This window comes from Rhodococcoides fascians NBRC 12155 = LMG 3623 (assembly GCF_001894785.1).
Classification (GTDB): domain Bacteria; phylum Actinomycetota; class Actinomycetes; order Mycobacteriales; family Mycobacteriaceae; genus Rhodococcoides; species Rhodococcoides fascians.
This window is the reverse complement of record NZ_BCWW01000019.1, coordinates 65,329-83,490: the sequence shown is the minus strand read 5'-3', so window position 1 is coordinate 83,490 and position 18,162 is coordinate 65,329. Positions and strand designations below refer to the sequence as shown.

Below are 18,162 nucleotides of genomic sequence, written 5' to 3'. Positions count from 1 at the left end.
AGCAAACAACTCTTCAACTGGTCCAGTTCCGACGAGATACCTCAGGTCGTGAAGTTGTGCCGAGGGCCAGGGCGTCCACTTTTCTGCATACACCCTGGTGGGGGCGTCAGCTGGGCGTACCGCGCCTTGGGAAGCATCGTGCAGCGCCCAATATTCGCTATTCAGCAAACCGTCGACGGCGAACGTCCGCGTACGGTCCGCGAAATGGCCGGCGAGTATGCCGACCTCGTCCAGTCAGTCCAGCCCGATGGGCCCTACGACCTGCTGGGATGGTCCTTCGGTGGTGTCGTCGCCCACCAGATGGCTACCGTGCTGGAACGGAGAGGGGCGCACGTACGTCGGCTAATACTGTTGGACGCAGCTCTAGTAGAACCCGGTACGACACGCTCGCCAGACGCGGATTTCAATGAGACCGACGTCCTGCGGCATTTCGTGTCCAAGAACGTCGACCTGCCCGATCTGAAAGAATTGACCTCTTACGAGCAGGCCACGGAATGGCTGGAAACTCATTCGTCACTCGGCGCAGCTATTCCGCCAGCTTGGATGATCAGCCACGTCGTTCGCAATCTCCGATTCAATTCTGACCTCTGGCACGGCCACACACCGGACCTATTCGGGGGCGGCGCTGTGGTGTTCCAGGGAAGCGATCACGAACGCGATCCAGGTTATTCAAGAGACTGGACACGTTTTATCGCTCGTCCAGTCACGGAGATCGCAGTGGAGTGCGAACACAACGACATGTTGAGTCCCGATGCGTTGGACGCCTACGGCGACCGGCTGCGTGCAGAACTGGAAGGCGACGATTATGAGTAAACCAGGCGAGTTTCCTTATGAGGCAGGTATTCATCCCAAGGGCTATGTGTCTAGGCCATGGACGATCAGGCAATTGGCTGGGCTTGGCGACGGCGTAGACACCAATAGGCGGTTCCATTATCTCCTCGACCAAGGCGAGACAGGTCTTTCGTTGGCTTTCGACCTGCCCACCCAGCTCGGACTCGACCCGGACGATCCAACGGCTGCCGGTGAGGTCGGTCGCGCCGGGGTCTCGGTGTCCACCGTCGACGACTTGGCCGCAGTGTTCGACGGAATACCGCTGGATCAGGTGTCAGTCTCTTTCACCATCAATGCGACCGCACCGATGATCTTGGCCCTATGGATCGTGGTTGCCGAAGAATCAGGCGTCAACCCTGCGCTATTACGTGGCACTTTGCAGAACGAAATGCTGAAAGAGCACGCGGCTCGCAAGGCGTTCGTGTTCGACTTGGACGACAGCTTCCGCTTCTCGTTAGACGTTATCGAGTACTGCATACGCAACTTGCCCAAGGTCAATCCGGTATCGATCTCGGGTGGACACGCCCGTGAAGCCGGTGCGAGCCGAGCAATGGAAGTGGCGCTCGGCATCGCTGATGCGGAGACGTACTTGCAAGGGATGCTGGAGCGGGGGTTTACCGTCGACGAGGTCGCACCCCGGCTCAGCTTCATCTTTGGGACCCATATGGAGGTTCTTGCCGAGGCGGCCAAGTTCCGTGTCCTACGCAGGATGTATGCCCGCCGCATGGTGGACCTCTTCGGCGCTGCTGACGCGAAGTCGAGCCGCATGCGTGTTCAGGTCAATACTTTCGGCTCCGCTCTCGCCGCCTCCGAACCGCTCAACAACATCGCGCGTACGACCATTCAGGCCGTAGCGGCCGTCCTCGGCGGGGTGCAGTCTCTGCATGTGTGCGGCTTCGACGAGGCCGAACAAACGCCTGGGCAGCTATCGGCACGCATTGCGCTGAGGATTCAGCAGATCATCTTGAAGGAAACCGATCTAGCCAGATACGTCGACCCCCTCGGCGGGTCCGAGGCAATAGCTCGCATCGCCGATGAAATCGAAGCAGAGGCTACGGGGTGGCTAGATGACATCGCTGCCCATGGTGGCTTGTTGGACTGTCTGCGCAGTGGCTGGCTGGAATCGCGCATTGACGACATGGCCTACGCCACCCGCGGCCCCGTCGTCGGCGTCGTCGAAGCCGAGAGTTCCGAAGAAGAGGAGTGGCTCACTGAAAGGCAACTGCGTTCGGGTGTCGTACCGGGCCGCCGCCGTCCCTTCGAGCGCGGGGTTTGTAGCGCAGAACTACGTGCTGTGACCGATGACGTGGCCGCGGGCCGCAATGTCATGAATTCGATGATCGCAGCAGCACGGGCTCGGGCCAGCATCGGCCAAATGCAACGGGCGGTGGCAGAAGGGCTCGAATCGAAATGACCGCATCTAACCGGAGCAGCAGCAGTCCGGGTCAATCCCGTACCCAAACACACTCAAGGGTGCAGCCAACTGACCACTCGGATGGGGAGCAGAGAAATATGAGCAAACAACGGATGGCTACCACTATTACGAGTTTCTGGGAACGGGCTCTCGGCGAAGAAAATCTCACGCTCGATGACAATTTCTTCGATTTGGGCGGTGATTCGCTCACGGCCGCGAAAATCCTTGCCCTTATCCAGCGGGAGTATGGGCTGCAAGCGGAATTGCATCTAATTTTTAACAACCCCACCATCGAAGAATTCGTGGAGGCCGTTGATGAAGAACTAGCAGGGGTAGCGCCGCGGGGAGAAGATGCATGACCGCCCCAAAATTCAAGTCACTGTGGGGAGGTCCGGCGACACCCGATTGTCACTTAACTGGATTTGTTCGCCGTGTCACCCACGATCCGGGGCGTACGGCTGTAGTCGACGCCGATCGTTCGTACACCTACGGAGAACTGGCAGCTTGGGCGCAAACGGTGTCGTCCAACTTGACGCTGGCCGGCGTGAACGTAGGAGACCGGGTTGCGGTATCGCTTCCGCGAGGCGCGGGTGCAGTCGCTGCATTACTCGGGGTGCTGCTGCATGGAGCGACGTACGTCCCGTTGGACCCCGAGTACCCCGTGGAACGGATTCAGTTCATGGTGGATGACTGCGCACCTCGCGCCCTAATCGCCACCACGCGATCACGTGTGAACCACCACGCCCCGCTGGTCGACATCGGGCTGCCCCCCGGAGTAACCCAACCGATCGACCTGCGCGCCGTCGCGTGCGATGCCGCACTTCCGGTCTACATCATCTACACATCCGGATCGACCGGCTGGCCGAAGGGCGTAGCGCTGAACCATCTCTGCATCGACACAATGGTCGATTGGCAAACATCCCACTCACCCCACCCCGAACTACGCACCGCACAGTTCGCCCCGCTAAATTTCGACGTCTCGTTCCAGGAGATATTGGGCACGCTGTGCGGCGGCGGCACGCTTGCGATCATGCCGGAGAAGCTACGCCGTGAACCAGCCCAATTGCTTCGATGGCTCTCCGATCAACGAATCGAGCGGCTGTTCGTCCCATTCGTTGCGTTGCAGATGCTGGCAGTGACGGCCCAGCGGGACATGCTGGCGCAACTGTGCTTGGTCGAGGTAAATACCGCCGGTGAGCAAGTAGTGTGCTCGGAAGATATTCGCGCAATGTTCGCATGTATGCCCGGCTGCCGGCTGGTCAACCACTACGGACAAAGCGAATCCGCCATGGTGACCTCGCACATCCTGGGGCCCGATCCGTATGCCTGGCCCAATCTGCCACCAATCGGCGAACCCCTGCCGGGATGCGAACTACTCATCGCGCCGGAAGTTCCAGAAACTCCGAACATCGGAGAGCTTCTCGTATCCGGAAATCCATTGTCGGATGGATATCTGGGGCGTCCCGAGCTGACAGTGGAGCGCTACGTCAGCATCCTTCCCTCACCAGCCGGTAACACCCGAGCCTTCCGTACCGGTGACCTGGTGGAGCTGACAGACAGCGGCTTGCGCTTCCTATCCCGAATGGACAGCCAGATCAAAGTGCGGGGAATCCGCGTTGATCTCCTAGAAATCGATGCGCAGTTGCTAACAGCTCCCGACTTCGCTGCAGCGGCGACGGTCATGGTGGTGACTAAGTCCGGCCATGCCAGCCTGCGCGCCGCAGTAGTCCTTCGTGAGGGCTGCACCGGCCCAGTCGAGGCCAACGCTCTTAAGCGACTACGCAAGGTACTGCCCGAGGTTTCGGTCCCTGTTTCGGTGACGGAACTGCCCGAACTGCCCAGGACCCCCAGCGGGAAGGTTAATCGTGAGAGAGTCGCTGAGCTCATCGCAGATGACTGCCGGCGGCGTCGCCGACACAGTCAGGGCGGTGACGAATGACCACAATCCTGCACGATAGGCCCGCCGATGCGGGCCAATACGCACTCTGGGCCGAAGCCACGATTGATCCCTCGATTAGTGGCGGCGGATATTTCGTGGCGACCTTTCGCGGTGTACTTGACGAGCATCACCTCGAGGCCGCTGCGCGCGCCGTGCTTGAACGACACGAGCCGCTGCGGTCGGTGCTGCGGCTTGTGCGGGGACAGTTGCGCCAGTGCGTCCTGCCGGCACTTGAGGCATGTTCTTTCGAGCGCGCCACTATCCCATGCGAAGACGGCTCCGAGTCGGCGGCGGTCCGAGAATGGTGCAAGCAGCGCGAACAGGACAAGCGCTGGGACCTAGCCACCGAGGCACCAATTCGTTTCCAACTTCTAACCCATGCTCCCAACCGCTGCTCGATGGTCTTCGAGGCTCATCACGCCGGCTTTGACGGGCGCAGCAAGTTTATTGTCGCCCGCGATTTCTCGAACTATCTGGGGAAACTGAGAATCGGCCATCAAGTGAATCCGACGCCGCTGGCCGCGCCCAGTACGCCCGTTGCCACGGAGGCAGTCACCGCGGAGGCCATCGAATTTTGGCGTACTGCTATCGACAAACGGATGCCCTTGACACTTCCCGAGGGCGGCCGTCTGGGGCAGCGGTCCATTGCTGCCTCGCCGACAATCGAACTGGAGCCCTCAGCGGTTGCCGCCCTTCGCGCGATCGCTCAAAACCTGCAGGTGAGCACATTCACGATGCTTTTCGCAGCGCTCACTCGACAAATGACGGCTTACGACAACATTGATCCGGTGTTGTCTGTGGCTTCGGACGTCAGTGACGAACACACCGGACATGTCGCCGGCTTGCAAACCAACGTGGTCCCCGTATCCATCGAAACCTCCCGCCAGATGGCGACGGAAAAATCCGTTGCCTCGGCCCGCCGGGCGCTCACACACTTGGCTCGCTATCGCCGCGTCCCGTTCGTGGACCTGGTGTCCGGTGTGCCCGGCAGACCCCTCGCTCGGCTCAGTACTGAGCTCGGCCTGTCATTTCCCCGTCCGCCAGCCCAACTTGACCTGGAAATCCCCGGCCTACGTTCGGAGTGGGAGTTTTTCACGCCAAACACAAACGCTGCTTTGGCCAGAACGCTGCAGATCCGTGCGCACTGGCCGCAGTGCCGGGTGCGGCTCGACTATCGCCAGGATCTGATGGGTGCAGCGGAAGCAGAAATATTTCTTGCCGATTTTCGCACTGCTGTCACAGATCTCGCTTCAGACCGAGAAACATCCTTGGTCAGCTCTACGAGCAAAGTCCGGCCCCGAGCAGCCGGCGCGGGGACCCCGTACATCTGTGCTGGCGTCCGCGCGGGGACACTATGTAACGACGACGCTCCCCACCCTCCGCGCTTGATGCCATCGGACGGTGTGAGATTCACCGTGCGTGGCCGGTCGGAACAGTTACTGCCCTGTTGTATAGCGGGCACGATCTGGGTTCATCTCGCCGACGGCCGCGAGGTTTGCACCGACGACTGTGGGTACGTCGCGGCAGACGGCGAGATGCGACACCTAGGACCTCGGGAGGGTCGGTGGATCCGCACCCGAAGCCTCATTGATGCCTCCGCAGTCGCCCGCGTCGCCCGAACCCACACTTGGGTACGAGAGGCGGAAGTGCAGCTGGTGAGGGGCCGTACCGACACCGCGGTGCTCAGTGTGTCTGGACCAACTCGCAATGTCCCGAGCGCACGAGAAATCCGAGCACATCTGCGGACTTTTCTGCACGCCAGTGATCTGCCTGGACGTATCAAAATCACCTGTACCGACACCCTACCGACGAACAAGGATGACAATGAACGAACTCTCTGAAGCTGTAATCGCGGGTGCCTCTCCGGACGTACTTGAGAGCCTTCCCGTCCCACCTGAATACAACGCCGCCTACCTAGATGTAGAAGACATCCAGATTTTCGCCGGCGTCGAGGACAAAGACGTTCGAAAGTCGATTCACCTCGGCAGTGTGCCCATGCCGGAACTTGCTCCTGATGAGGTGTTGGTCGCTGTTATGGCAGCGGCGATGAACTACAACACAATCTGGTCCGCTACCTTCGAGCCGATCCCCACTTTCAACTTCCTGCGGCACTACGCAAAACAGGGCGGCTGGGCCTCTCGTCACGACCAGCCGTACCACGTACTGGGGTCGGACGCAGCCGGGGTGATCGTGCGCGTCGGGGCCGGTGTGCGCAAGTGGAAGGTCGGGGACCATGTCGCCGTAGGGACGGCTCATGTCGATGACCAGGAACCGCTCACCCATCACGACGGCATGCTCGGCCACGAGCAGCGAGCATGGGGGTTTGAGACAAACTTCGGAGGCCTCGCTGACTATGCGGTCGTCCGCGCGAGTCAATTACTACCCAAGGCAGCGCACCTCACCTGGGAAGAGGCTGCCAGCAACCCATTGTGCGCGGGAACGGCCTACCGGATGCTCGTCAGCGAGCGCGGTGCCAACATGCGTCAAGGCGATGTAGTCCTCATTTGGGGCGCGGCGGGTGGCCTCGGTGGCTACGCCGTGCAATTCGTCCGCAACGGCGGCGGCATACCAATCGGCATAGTCAGCTCGGACGCAAAAGCCGAGGTCGCCCGCAAGCTTGGCTGTGAGCTGGTCATCGATCGGCGCGAGATCGGTGAGATTTCCGCTGACCCGGACGCCACCGTCGCGGCAGGAAAACTGCTGGGCAAGATCATCAGGCGAGAGATCGGAGAGGATCCGAACATCGTCTTCGAGCACGTTGGCCGCGAGACCTTCGGCCTCTCGGTATTCGTGGCCCGCCGCGGCGGCACAATCGTCACCTGTGGATCGAGCACGGGTTACCAACACACGTTCGACAACCGCTACTTGTGGATGCGCCTGAAAAGAATAGTAGGCAGCCACGGGGCGAATTTGTACGAGCAGTGGCAGACGAACCGCCTCATCCAGCGCGGCCAAGTGCAACCTATGTTGTCTGAAGTGCACCCGTTTCAAGAGACACCAGAAGCCGCACGCAGGATTCAACTAAACGAGCACCTCGGCAAAGTTGGCATACTTTGCCTAGCACCCTCGAGTGGGCTCGGTGTCACCGACGTCGACCTGCGTTCCCGGATCGGCGAGGCGCGGATCACACCGCTGGTGACGGCATGACAGCTCCGAACCCGAGCTTCGACGCAGGAAAGGCCGAAGGCCGCGTGCATCGTGTCCGAGTGGTGGTTGCCAAACCTGGGCTGGATGGCCACGATCGCGGTGCCAAAGTGGTGGCGCGCGCACTTCGTGATGCCGGCATGGAAGTTATCTACACCGGATTGCGTCAGACACCCGAGCAAATCGTCCGCACCACTTTGGAAGAGGGTGCCGACGCTGTCGGTCTGTCACTGCTATCGGGCGCTCACATGGAACTGGTACCCCGCGTAATCGAGCTGTTGGCCGAGAATAACGCGATGGAGATACCCATCTTCTGTGGCGGCGTCATTCCACCTGGAGACGCACGCAAGCTCGCTGAAATGGGAGTGCTCCGGGTCTTTACCTCTCGGGATTCCCTTCAGGAGATCACCCGTTGGGCACAAACGAACCTACATCCGCTCAAGGAGACGGAGTGACGAGGCACCAGAACTGTCAGACCTTGGAGTCTGCACGGCAAGGCAATATCAGGGCGCTGGCGCAACTAATGACTCGCGCGGAGAACTACGCCATCACTGAGGTTGACGTCATCTCTCCGGCTGCACCGGACCACCCCCGAACCGCCTGTACGGTGATTGGCTTGACAGGTCCTCCTGGTGTCGGAAAGTCGACGTTGATTTCATGTCTTATCGCCGAGTACCGCAAGCGGGGTCAGCGCGTGGCAGTGCTCTGCTTTGATCCGTCATCGCCGATAACCGGCGGTGCGCTCCTCGGTGACCGCATCCGTATGCAGGAGCACTCAGATGATCCCGGAGTTTTCATTCGGTCAGTGTCCAGTCGTGGCCATCTCGGAGGACTTTCGGCCACGGCCAGGACAATGATCGCGATCCTGTCTGAGATCGAATTTGACAGGATCTTGATCGAGACGGTCGGAACCGGGCAGTCAGAGGTGGAAATCGCATCAATCGCGGACGACACCATCGTTGTTCTAGCGCCTGGAGCAGGTGACGGCATCCAAATGGCCAAGGCTGGTGTTCTGGAAATCGCCGACCTCTACGTCGTAAACAAGGCAGATCAGAACGGAGTCCACGCAGTACTTCGCGAACTCCAGGCCGTGATCGAGCTTGGTCAACGCGACGTCCCCATTGTGACGACTACCGCCAGCCGTCAAGAAGGGGCCGCCGAGGTAGTTAGAGCCCTTGAGGCCAAGCGAAAATCTCCTATGACGTAGAGCTGGAGCAGATCGTTCCTCCAGTCATTACCTCTGCCGCGCTTTGCAAAGCAGCGAAGCTTTGGGCCACCGTTAGGTGATCGAAGTCTGCGACATCGACGGGGACACCTGCATGGCACGAAATCACCTGCGCAGCGGCTTGAACTGGGCCCGAGTCAAGGGTTGGGCTGAATTTGACGACCTAGGCAACCAAGCAAAGTAGGGACTGTTGGCAGAGTTCAGATTGACTGATCTTGTAAATATCAGTCAGACAAGCGGATTCGGTCATGTCAGCATGTTGCATAGCGAGCAGTTATGCGGTGGACTGTAGGCATGCTGACTCGAATTGACCATATCGGGATTGTTTGTTTCGACCTCGACAAAACCGTCGAATTCTACAGTGCCACCTATGGATTCGAGGTTACTCACCTGGAATCGAACGAGGAGGAGGGTATCCGTGAAGCGATGTTGAAGATCAACGAGACCCCGGACGGTTACGCCTCGTACCTCCAGCTGCTGGGCTCGACCCGGGACGACTCAGTAGTAGGCAAGTGGCTGGCCAAGAACGGAGAAGGCGTCCACCACATCGCATTCGGCACGAACGACGTGAGTGGCGAAACAGAAGCCATACGGAGTAAGGGCGTCCGGGCACTCTACGACGAGCCGAGACAAGGTTCAATGGGGTCCCGAATCAACTTCCTGCACCCAAAGGATTGCCACGGGGTCTTGACTGAACTCGTCACCGCCGCAACACCAGACTCCGAATGACAACTGCCAGTTAATGTTGCGATGGTCCATATCGTCAGAGTGTTGATGCGGATTTGTGCCATGGAGTGGTAGACGAGGGGGCGGGATGGGAAAATTGGCGCGGCGTTCGGATAGAAGAGGGCAGAAGCCTCGGAATGCGAAGGGCACTCGGGTTCGCCGTGATGGATTCGACGGTGAGTTCGTTCCAGGGCAACAATTTTCGGTCGACATGCGTATCCGCCGTCAGGCCGCCGAGGTGCTGGAAGCAAAGGTCACCGCGGCGCGGTGGCCCCTTGTGCTCGAGGCCATCGAGGCCGCAGCCTGGCCGGTGGAGACCTACCTGGGAAAATTCCTTAAGGGCGGCTACGACGTGATCCGGTTTCGGTCCGACCCGGCCGACGTGGGCGAGATGCTCCATAGGTTGTCCCGGATGACGAAGCTGCCGGTCGAAGCTGTTGCGCGGGAGCCCCACAAGCACTTGCCCTTCTGGCTCGATGACGAACCGGAATCGCACGATGTCGGCCTGCAGCCCTTCCGTTGGTTCCAGATGCTTTACTACAGCCACTTCCTTCTGCGCGCGTCGACGGCGGACCGGTATGCCTACTATGCGACGCCGGAGATGTCTGCGTTGATCGAGGCCGGCCAGAGTGCCGATCGAGACCATGATGTTGCTGTGACCGTGGCCGATCTTCCCTCGAGCAGAGGAGTTCTCTATCTCGCTCCAGCGGATGGAGTGCCCGACCACGGGCGGGTCCTGGTGTGGAACGAGACAGGTCGCGACAGTGGAAGTGGAACCGATGTTCTCCTGATAGCCATGCTTACCGTTCCTGCTTTGCGGTGGTGGTTGGCGCGGGCCGACGGGGCACTTCCTACTGACGGAAACCGGTTGTACCGCGTCGTCAACGACTACCTACCGGTGTTTCCTTTCGCCGAGGTCCAGCTCAGCCCAGCCGAATCCGATGCTGCGCCCAGTGCACCGAACCGATCAGGAGGCGCGGGTTTCACGGACGTCGGTCCCGACGAACCTGCGCATTCCGTGACCGCCATGAATGACCTGGATTACGTTGCGCGAACGTTCTTCTCGATGGTGAACATGCTGCGAGGCAACAAGTTCGTGGAGTCCACCCGCCAGCAGTCGGCGCGCATGCGAGACAACGACGGCGTAGTCAAGCGGATGCGTGAGGTGACGTATTTGTCGTACCGGCAGCCGCGGTCTGCATCCAGTGCTTCATCGTCGGAAGGATCTGGCAAGCTCTCGCACCGCCACGTCGTTCGGGGGCATTGGCGTCGGCATTGGTATCCATCGCAGAAGCGTCATCTACCCATGTGGATCGATGAGCATTTGCAGGGGCCCGCGGATGCCCCGATTGTCGTCAAGAGCAAGGTGACTGTGGTGCGCCCGCCTGCGGAGAATGAGAGTGTTGAATGACCAACGACCGTAGTTTCGATCCGGACGCCGATCACGGCCAGGCGGGCTGGGTGACTCTGCCCAGTGGACAGCGTGCTTACCGCTACCACGGCTCGGACGACCTGATCTACGACGGAGCAACCGCCCCCGAGGCCGACGCGTCGAACTAGACGTAGATTGGAACTCCTCGGCGCAGGCTCGAGAAGACCGATGCACCGTCATGCCGGAAAGAACGACGCAGCTCGTCCAGTCATTCACATGAATGATTGTTGCCTGGGAACCACAAAGCAGCGCTGTGCGTCCAACACAGCATGGACGACGACGAGTGCGCAGCCATCCGTGACGAGGGGCGCGACCCCAGCGACCCGGCCGTCGTAAGCGCCCTCGACCAGGTGAAACGAACGCTTCACCTATACCGGCATCTCGCCTGGACCTTCACGGCAGACGACCTCGACACTCGCACCCTCCACCGCTGAACGCGCCCACCTGCACGTTCGACAATCGAACATGCGTTCGATACGGTGTGGTGGTTCCTATCGGCGCGCGAAAGGTCGATCCACATGGCCACCGTCGACGCAATCGGGGACCTCACCGGCTTGGGCAAGGCCGAACAGCTCGCCGCGCTCCGACGCAGCATGGCCGCGATCCCCGGACGACGTGTCCACGCACCCATCGAGCCCGTCGACGCATCCCTGTTCGCCCCATCTCAGCCAACGGCCCCGCCCGCCGACGAACAGACCCTCAGCGGCCCTGTGCGTTCACAGACCCTGCGCACCATCCCCGTGCCCACGCCACTGTCGGAACTCCTCCCACGCGGTGCGCTGGCCCGCGGAACGGCCATCTCGATTACTGGTGCCGGATCGATCCTCGTCGGTCTCGTCGCTACAGCCAGCGCGGCCGGCCACCACGTCGCATTGATCGGGCAGTCGAAGTTCGGACTCCTCGCCGTCCACGAGCAGGGCGGCGACCTGTCGAAAATCCACCTGATCGACCCAGGCCAAACAGACCCCCTCGACGCTGCGAGCCTCTGTATCGAGGGCCTCGATCTGGTCGTGACGACCGTGCACGGACGCGATGTTCCGCCAACCCGGGCGCGTGCCCTGTTGGCCCGAAACCGTACGCACGCAGGAATTCTCGCGATCACGAACGGACGCATGCCCGGTCTCGACCTGGCAGTCTCCTCGCGGCCTGTCGCGTACGGCGGAATCGAGCAGGGCAGGGGCCGTATCCGGTCGATCACCCTCGAGACCACCGTGCACGGGCGCGGTATCGCCGAGCGCACCGGCCGCTACACCCTCACCGCGCCCACGTTCGGCGAACAGGGCCTGCGGTGGATCCCGAGCAGCGTCGACGCGGCCGTCCTGCACCGGCCACACGGTCTGGCGGTCGTGCAGTGAGCCCCGAGATGTACGAGAACTGGCCCGTCACTTTCGATCCGCCCACACGCCTCGTTGTCGATCCCCCTCAGAGAGTCTTGGTCAGCGTCGCGCTCACCGTGGCTGGCTCGTCTGGAGGATCCTTCCGTGACGGGGTGCCGCTCAAAGTCCGGTCGGAAGGTCTCGCGATGGACGTCAAGGCCCCTGGGCTTTTTCACGCATGGGCGAAAACTGGAAGGGGACAGTGGATTTGTTGTAGCTACGGTCTGTTGTTGACCAACTGACCGGTCAGGGCGCGCATGGTTGGTCAGCCTCTGATGCAGTATTAGGCCTTTTCAATTATACGGGGAGGGGGTATGGTCCGACATGTCAACAACATACCCCAGGGGGGTATGCATTCACGATTGAAGGAGCGGACATGATCACCACGAGCTACCGAGTTACCGGTATGACGTGCGGGCACTGCGAAGCCTCGGTTCGCGAAGAAGTCAACGCCGTAGCAGGGGTCGTCACAGTGGAGGCATCGGCGTCGGCGGGAACCCTGACGGTGACAAGCGCAGCCGAGCTCGACCAGGACCAAGTCATCGCCGCTGTTCGCGAGGCCGGATACACAGCGGAACAGCAACCCTCGGACCCGCGCACTGCGTAACCACCGAACTCGGTGGACGGAAGGACTCGCACGATGAACAACCACACACATGCCGGCGACGACACAGGGATGGCCGAGGCTGCGAACCCACACTCGGGCCACGACATGTCCGGGCACCGCGCGCCCCCCTCGGGACATGGCGAGCACACGGAGCGCGGCGGTCACGACGGACACGACGGCCACAGTGGGCATGCCGGCCACGGTGGGCATGCCGGCCACGGTGATCACGTCGGTATGTTCCGTCGCCTGTTCTGGATCATGCTGGCCCTCGCCGTCCCGGTGATCCTCGCTTCCGAGATGTTCGCGATGCTCCTCGGGTACTCGCTACCCGACGCATCATGGATCGCCTGGATCTCCCCGCTGCTCGGAACCGTGATGTATGCCTGGGGCGGGTCCCCGTTCCTCACCGGCGCGGTGAGTGAAATCCGTTCACGCGCACCAGGAATGATGCTTCTCATCGCCCTGGCGATCACCGTCGCATTCGTCGCGTCGATGGGAGCGAGCCTCGGCCTGCTCGATCATCAGCTCGACTTCTGGTGGGAACTGGCCCTGCTGATCGTGATCATGTTGCTCGGGCACTGGATCGAAATGCGATCTCTCGCGCAGACCACCACCGCTCTGGACTCATTGGCAGCACTGCTCCCGGACACCGCCGAACGCGTCGACGGCGACGACGTAGTGCAGGTGTCCCCGGCCGAGTTGCTGCTCGGTGATCTGGTCGTCGTCCGCCCCGGCGGCCGCGTACCCGCGGACGGCACCATCGTCTCCGGATCGGCGAGTATGGACGAGTCCATGATCACCGGCGAATCGAAGACGGTCCGTCGCCGCGAAGGCGATCAGGTCGTTGCCGGCACTGTCGCCACAGACTCCGGTCTCCGGGTTCGGGTCACCGCAGTAGGGGAGGACACCGCCCTCGCCGGCATCGGCCGCCTGGTCGCCGACGCCCAGAACTCGACCTCGCGCGCTCAGCGCATCGCCGACACCGCCGCCGGCTGGCTGTTCTGGTTCGCACTCGGATCCGCGATCATCACCGCCGCCGTGTGGACGCTATTCGGGATGCCCGACGACGCCGTCATCCGCACCATCACCGTGCTGGTCATCGCCTGCCCACACGCACTCGGACTCGCGATCCCGCTGGTGGTCTCCATCGCCACCGAACGAGCAGCCCGCGGCGGCGTTCTGGTCAAGGACCGGCTCGCACTCGAAACCATGCGAACAGTGGACACCGTGCTCTTCGACAAGACCGGGACCCTCACCAAGGGTGAACCCACCGTCACCGCAATCGAGGTGACGAACGGGCGCACTGCCGACAATGTCCTCGCTTTGGCTGCTGCCGCAGAAGCTGACTCAGAGCACCCACTCGCACGCGCCATCATCGGTGCCGCACGATCACGGAACCTAACCGTGCAGCCTGCGACTGACTTCCAGTCGTCCCCCGCGGTCGGGGTCGCAGCCGACGTCGACGGTACCCGCGTACAGGTCGGCGGGCCCGCGCTGCTCGAGCAGGAACACGGATCCGAACTCGCCGTCGCCGACCGGTGGCGCGGTGACGGGGCGATCATCCTGCACGTCCTCGCCGACCGTGCCGTGATCGGTGCGCTCGCGCTCGCCGACGAGATCCGGCCTGAATCACGCACCGCGATCGACGCGCTCCACGCCCGCGGAATCGCGGTGGTGATGATCACCGGTGATGCCGATGCCGTCGCGAAGTCCGTCGCCACCGAACTCGGTGTGGACCGCTACTTCGCCGGGGTGAAACCGGAAGACAAGTCCCACACCGTCGCTGCACTCCAGGGCGAAGGACGTACGGTGGCGATGGTCGGCGACGGAGTCAACGACGCACCGGCGCTCGCGCAAGCCGATGTCGGTATCGCGATCGGGGCCGGCACCGACGTCGCTATCGCATCGGCAGGAGTGATCCTCGCCAGCGACGACCCGCGGTCGGTGCTGTCGGTGATCGAACTCTCGCGCGCCTCGTACCGAAAGATGAAGCAAAACCTCTGGTGGGCAGCGGGATACAACCTGATCTCTGTCCCGCTCGCGGCAGGGGTGCTGGCACCGGTCGGGTTCGTACTGCCCATGTCCATCGGCGCGATCCTGATGTCGTTGTCGACGATCATCGTCGCCGCAAACGCGCAGCTGCTCCGGCGACTCGACCTCGCGCCCGACGCCATCACCGGAGCGGTGAACGACGGGAATTCCGATGCTCCATCGCAGCGCGAACCGGTACTGTGAGAGCTGATCTCGTACCGGGAACGCAGCCCTGACAATTGTGGAACGCTGATGGCCGCACCCTCTCCGCCGGAGAGGATGCGGCCATCGTTGTGTGGCGGGCCGGGTCAGCCGAGCAGCCGCTGCATGGTCTCGATTTCCTGCTGCTGAGTGGCGACGATGGCGCGTGCCATCTCCAGGGCGTCAGGATTGGAACCGTCCGCGATTTCGGTGTTCGCCATCTCGATGGCACCGGTGTGGTGGGCGATCATCATCGTCAACCACTGGCGGTCGAATTCCGGTCCCGACGCTGCCATCAACGCGTCCATGTCCTGAGCGGTCATCATGCCGCTGCCAGAGCTGTGGTCCATCCCGCCCATCTGATCCATATCAGCCGAGGGTGCGGGCTGACCCCACTCGGTCAGCCATGCCGTCATCTGGTCCATCTCGGGCTGCTGTGCGCCGGCGATCGCCGATGCCAGCGACAGCACGTCCGGGTTGTCGGTGCGGCCGTCCGCCATGTCGGCCATCTCGACTGCTTGTGCGTGGTGCGGATACATCATCTGCGCGAACATCACGTCGGCATCGTTGAACTCTGCGGACGCGCTTGCTTGGGCCGAGGACATCGGTGCCGAGGACATCGAGCCCATGGAATGCCCGTCCATCGACGAATCGGTCGAGTCGTTGCTACAGCCGACGACGAGGAACGCGCTGGCGGCGGCAGCAGCGAGTGAAGCCATGACTTTGGTACGCATGTGGAATCTCCTTGCAAGAGTGGACAATCAGGGGTGTGTGACGTGTTTCGGTCCGCCGGTCGACGCGCGTCTACCGGGCTCCCTGTCACACTCGCAAGGTCACCGATCTGTCCAACTCCCACAACGTCCACGGCGGTGCACGCTCCAGGATGGAGTCTGTGCGCCCGCCGATCCCGTCCACCGCTGTCGGCGACTGGCCTATCTCGGTGCTCATCGTCGGGACGGACAACGCGGCCCACGACACCGGAGTGCCCACACAGGGATGCAGCATCTGATGCGCCGACGGACAATCGTGTTCCCCGAACATCACCGAAGCCGAGCTACTGCCCGGGGCTGTCGACGCCATCGCGGCATGACCACCACTCATCGACTCCGACATCGGGCCCATCGACGATGCCGGTGTCACAGAATGCATCAACAACACCCCGAACACCGTCACTGCAATCAACAATCCGATCGCCGAGGCTGTGCCCCGTCGAGAGCGACGAATCGTCGAGTTCATGCTCTCGACGGTAACAGGGCATACCCCCCAGGGGTAGCGTCGGTGCATCGTTCAGCTGGCCAGTCGGACGTCAGCTCTCGGTCGTGCGAACCAGTGAACCAACACCCCGCTCGCGACACTGAGTGTCGCGAGCGTCGGCATCGCCACCACGATCGCCCTGTCGAGCCCCCAGAAGGTTGCGAGCGCACCGATCCCAACCGCAGTAAGACCCTGTGACAGGTACGCCACCAAGTACATCAACGACAGTGTCGTCGCCCGCGTCTCGGCCTCGGGGGCTGCGACGACCATTCCGAGTCCGCCGTAGAACATCAGGCCGTAGCCCGCCCCGCTGATAACCGCAGCGAGCAGGAAGACGGTGAGCGAGTCCACGTGCGATGCGGCGACGAGGGTGACAGACCCGGCGGCGGAAAGCACCGAACCGGCCGAAGATGCAGTTGTCGGTGAACCGCGCCGGGCGATGACGGACGCGGGAACGATGGAAACAGCCCAACACGCAAGTGCACACGCGGCGACGAAAGCGTCGACGGTACCGACGAGATCCCTCACGATCTGCGCACCGAGCCCGATGAACACCGCGCCCATCATGAAGGCCACGGTGAGGGAAGCAACACCGATGGCGAACTGCATTCGATTCCTCGCGGGTACTCGCGCCCGACTGGGCCGCCATCGAACATTGCTGCGCGTGGCCTCCTCGGGGAGGAACCACACCAGCGGCAGCAGAGCAATCGTCACGCCGAGCAAGATGGCAAACGGAAGCGTGGTGGGCGACGCGGAGTACTGCACGAGCGCACCGCCGACAACGAGCGCGAGTGCGGTACCGCTGGCCGTCGCCGCAGTATTGACGGAAGTGGACAGTGCCGCGGTGCGGCGCGGTGCGAACTCGACGAGTGCGGCGCTGGCCGCACTCATCGCCAGCCCGACCCCGATTCCTTGAAGAGTGCGGCCGACGAAGATCGGGACGAGACCGCTCGTGACCACAAACAGCGCAGTGCCGACGGCGACCATGCCGACACCGGCAAGCAGTACGCGGCGTCGCCCGATCGAGTCCGAGAGAGACCCACACGCAACGAGAGCGAGAACCAGCGCTACCGGATAGGTAGCGAACAACGCGGTCGTGACGACCTCACCCACGCGCCACCGATCCGCTAAGAGCGGATAGACCATCGAGGGCGCGCCGCTCGCCCACAACGACACAACCAGGACGCCCGCCGCCGTCGACAACGCCACCGGTAACGGCAAGGTCTTGCGTGAACGAGGGCGACGGTTCACCGATCTACGCCGACCGAACCGAAGGTGTGCGACCAACCGAGCGGAAGGTGGTGCGCCCAAGCCTCAATGGGTGTCGAGTAGAGCAAGGACGGTCCTCACGATCAGATCGGGTGCGTCCATCGAATCCAGTCGCCCTGCTGCTATCTCGGCTCCGGCACCGTGAAGGACCTGATGGAGCACGGCGACTTGCCACGAGGTGGGCATGTCACGTGAAAACAGTCCTGCACTGCGTCCGCGTTCGATCAACGATTCGACCCGGCTCGCGGGGCCGTCGTGAAGCTCGCGGATACGCGCTGGGGGAAGTTCTTCCTCGGCGGCGGCAATGACCGATCGTGACCGGTCCACCAGCTCCCAGCTGCTGTGAATGAGCCGGGACAACGCTTCTCGGGGATCCCCACCCAGATCGACCGCAGCCAACGTCTGCTCACCGCGATCGATCACACGCGCCACCACGGCATCGATGAGCGCTGGGCGAGAGGCAAAGTGACCGTAGAGCGTCACCCGCCCGAGACCGGCTTCCCGTGCGATATCGCCCATCGTTGCGTTCTGCCGCCGAGACAGGCAGACGATCGCGGCATCGAGAATCCGCTCGACGTTGCGTACCGCGTCGGCTCGTTTACCGACGACCTGCGACGTATCGGTCGCCATGAACCCTCACTTCCCGAACACGTTTGTATGAGTTACGGTACCAGTGTCCAACTCAAACAACTATGTACAACTTAGGGGGCCGT

18 protein-coding genes are annotated in these 18,162 nt (G+C 62.1%); 14 read left to right on the top strand and 4 right to left on the bottom strand.

Features of this window, described 5'->3' with window-relative positions; genetic code table 11:
* The 14 genes from RFA01S_RS26000 to RFA01S_RS25935 form a co-directional block, all read left to right on the top strand.
* Nucleotides 1-813, top strand: an 813-nt coding sequence (locus tag RFA01S_RS26000; RefSeq protein WP_139278556.1) for a thioesterase domain-containing protein, incomplete at its 5' end; no start/stop codon positions are given.
* The gene (locus tag RFA01S_RS25995) at nucleotides 782-2,245 is read left to right on the top strand and encodes a methylmalonyl-CoA mutase family protein (protein ID WP_032364855.1); all 1,464 of its coding nucleotides are present in this window, start codon (nucleotides 782-784) and stop codon (nucleotides 2,243-2,245) included. The genes RFA01S_RS26000 and RFA01S_RS25995, both read left to right, overlap by 32 nt.
* 98 nt (nucleotides 2,246-2,343) lie before the next feature.
* Nucleotides 2,344-2,604 carry a phosphopantetheine-binding protein gene (locus RFA01S_RS25990; protein WP_032382025.1) on the top strand — a complete coding sequence of 87 codons (261 nt, stop codon included), beginning with the start codon at nucleotides 2,344-2,346 and terminating at the stop codon, nucleotides 2,602-2,604.
* A complete protein-coding gene (locus RFA01S_RS25985) occupies nucleotides 2,601-4,184 on the top strand; it encodes an AMP-binding protein (protein WP_015586172.1) in 1,584 nt (527 codons plus the stop codon). The genes RFA01S_RS25990 and RFA01S_RS25985 overlap by 4 nt, the downstream gene beginning before the upstream one ends.
* Entirely contained in the window at nucleotides 4,181-6,025 is a 1,845-nt protein-coding gene (locus RFA01S_RS25980; protein ID WP_015586173.1) for a condensation domain-containing protein, read from the top strand. The genes RFA01S_RS25985 and RFA01S_RS25980 overlap by 4 nt, the downstream gene beginning before the upstream one ends.
* On the top strand, nucleotides 6,009-7,331 hold the full coding sequence (gene ccrA, locus RFA01S_RS25975) for a crotonyl-CoA carboxylase/reductase (protein ID WP_015586174.1): 1,323 nt from the start codon (nucleotides 6,009-6,011) through the stop codon (nucleotides 7,329-7,331). Before RFA01S_RS25980 ends, ccrA begins: the two co-directional genes overlap by 17 nt.
* Nucleotides 7,328-7,783 (top strand): cobalamin B12-binding domain-containing protein, encoded by a 456-nt coding sequence (locus tag RFA01S_RS25970; protein ID WP_015586175.1) that lies wholly within the window; start codon nucleotides 7,328-7,330, stop codon nucleotides 7,781-7,783. The genes ccrA and RFA01S_RS25970 overlap by 4 nt, the downstream gene beginning before the upstream one ends.
* Nucleotides 7,780-8,535 carry a methylmalonyl Co-A mutase-associated GTPase MeaB gene (meaB, locus tag RFA01S_RS25965; RefSeq protein ID WP_015586176.1) on the top strand — a complete coding sequence of 252 codons (756 nt, stop codon included), beginning with the start codon at nucleotides 7,780-7,782 and terminating at the stop codon, nucleotides 8,533-8,535. The genes RFA01S_RS25970 and meaB overlap by 4 nt, the downstream gene beginning before the upstream one ends.
* Before the next feature lie 312 nt (nucleotides 8,536-8,847).
* A complete protein-coding gene (gene mce, locus RFA01S_RS25960) occupies nucleotides 8,848-9,282 on the top strand; it encodes a methylmalonyl-CoA epimerase (protein WP_015586177.1) in 435 nt (144 codons plus the stop codon).
* A gap of 208 nt (nucleotides 9,283-9,490) precedes the next feature.
* The gene (locus tag RFA01S_RS25955) at nucleotides 9,491-10,690 is read left to right on the top strand and encodes a hypothetical protein (protein WP_032384406.1); all 1,200 of its coding nucleotides are present in this window, start codon (nucleotides 9,491-9,493) and stop codon (nucleotides 10,688-10,690) included.
* Nucleotides 10,687-10,839, top strand: a complete 153-nt coding sequence (locus RFA01S_RS27985; protein ID WP_155289037.1) for a hypothetical protein — start codon at nucleotides 10,687-10,689, stop codon at nucleotides 10,837-10,839. Before RFA01S_RS25955 ends, RFA01S_RS27985 begins: the two co-directional genes overlap by 4 nt.
* 390 nt (nucleotides 10,840-11,229) lie before the next feature.
* Nucleotides 11,230-12,066, top strand: coding sequence for a DnaE2-dependent mutagenesis accessory factor ImuA' (gene imuA', locus RFA01S_RS25945; protein WP_015586180.1), 837 nt, complete (start codon nucleotides 11,230-11,232; stop codon nucleotides 12,064-12,066).
* A gap of 397 nt (nucleotides 12,067-12,463) precedes the next feature.
* Nucleotides 12,464-12,694 (top strand): heavy-metal-associated domain-containing protein, encoded by a 231-nt coding sequence (locus RFA01S_RS25940; RefSeq protein ID WP_032407149.1) that lies wholly within the window; start codon nucleotides 12,464-12,466, stop codon nucleotides 12,692-12,694.
* Nucleotides 12,695-12,727: 33 nt separating this feature from the next.
* On the top strand, nucleotides 12,728-14,929 hold the full coding sequence (locus tag RFA01S_RS25935; protein WP_032407148.1) for a heavy metal translocating P-type ATPase: 2,202 nt from the start codon (nucleotides 12,728-12,730) through the stop codon (nucleotides 14,927-14,929).
* A 104-nt stretch (nucleotides 14,930-15,033) separates the two neighbouring features.
* On the opposite strand, the gene RFA01S_RS25930 is transcribed toward RFA01S_RS25935, so the two are convergent.
* The 4 genes from RFA01S_RS25930 to RFA01S_RS25915 form a co-directional block, all read right to left on the bottom strand.
* Nucleotides 15,034-15,660 (bottom strand): DUF305 domain-containing protein, encoded by a 627-nt coding sequence (locus RFA01S_RS25930; protein WP_072692252.1) that lies wholly within the window; start codon nucleotides 15,658-15,660, stop codon nucleotides 15,034-15,036.
* Between the two features lie 85 nt (nucleotides 15,661-15,745).
* Nucleotides 15,746-16,162, bottom strand: coding sequence for a DUF6153 family protein (locus RFA01S_RS25925; protein WP_032407147.1), 417 nt, complete (start codon nucleotides 16,160-16,162; stop codon nucleotides 15,746-15,748).
* 51 nt (nucleotides 16,163-16,213) lie between these two features.
* Nucleotides 16,214-17,431, bottom strand: a complete 1,218-nt coding sequence (locus RFA01S_RS25920) for an MFS transporter (protein WP_139278555.1) — start codon at nucleotides 17,429-17,431, stop codon at nucleotides 16,214-16,216.
* Nucleotides 17,432-17,494: 63 nt separating this feature from the next.
* Nucleotides 17,495-18,079 (bottom strand): TetR/AcrR family transcriptional regulator, encoded by a 585-nt coding sequence (locus tag RFA01S_RS25915; protein ID WP_032407145.1) that lies wholly within the window; start codon nucleotides 18,077-18,079, stop codon nucleotides 17,495-17,497.
* Nucleotides 18,080-18,162 lie beyond the last annotated feature (83 nt).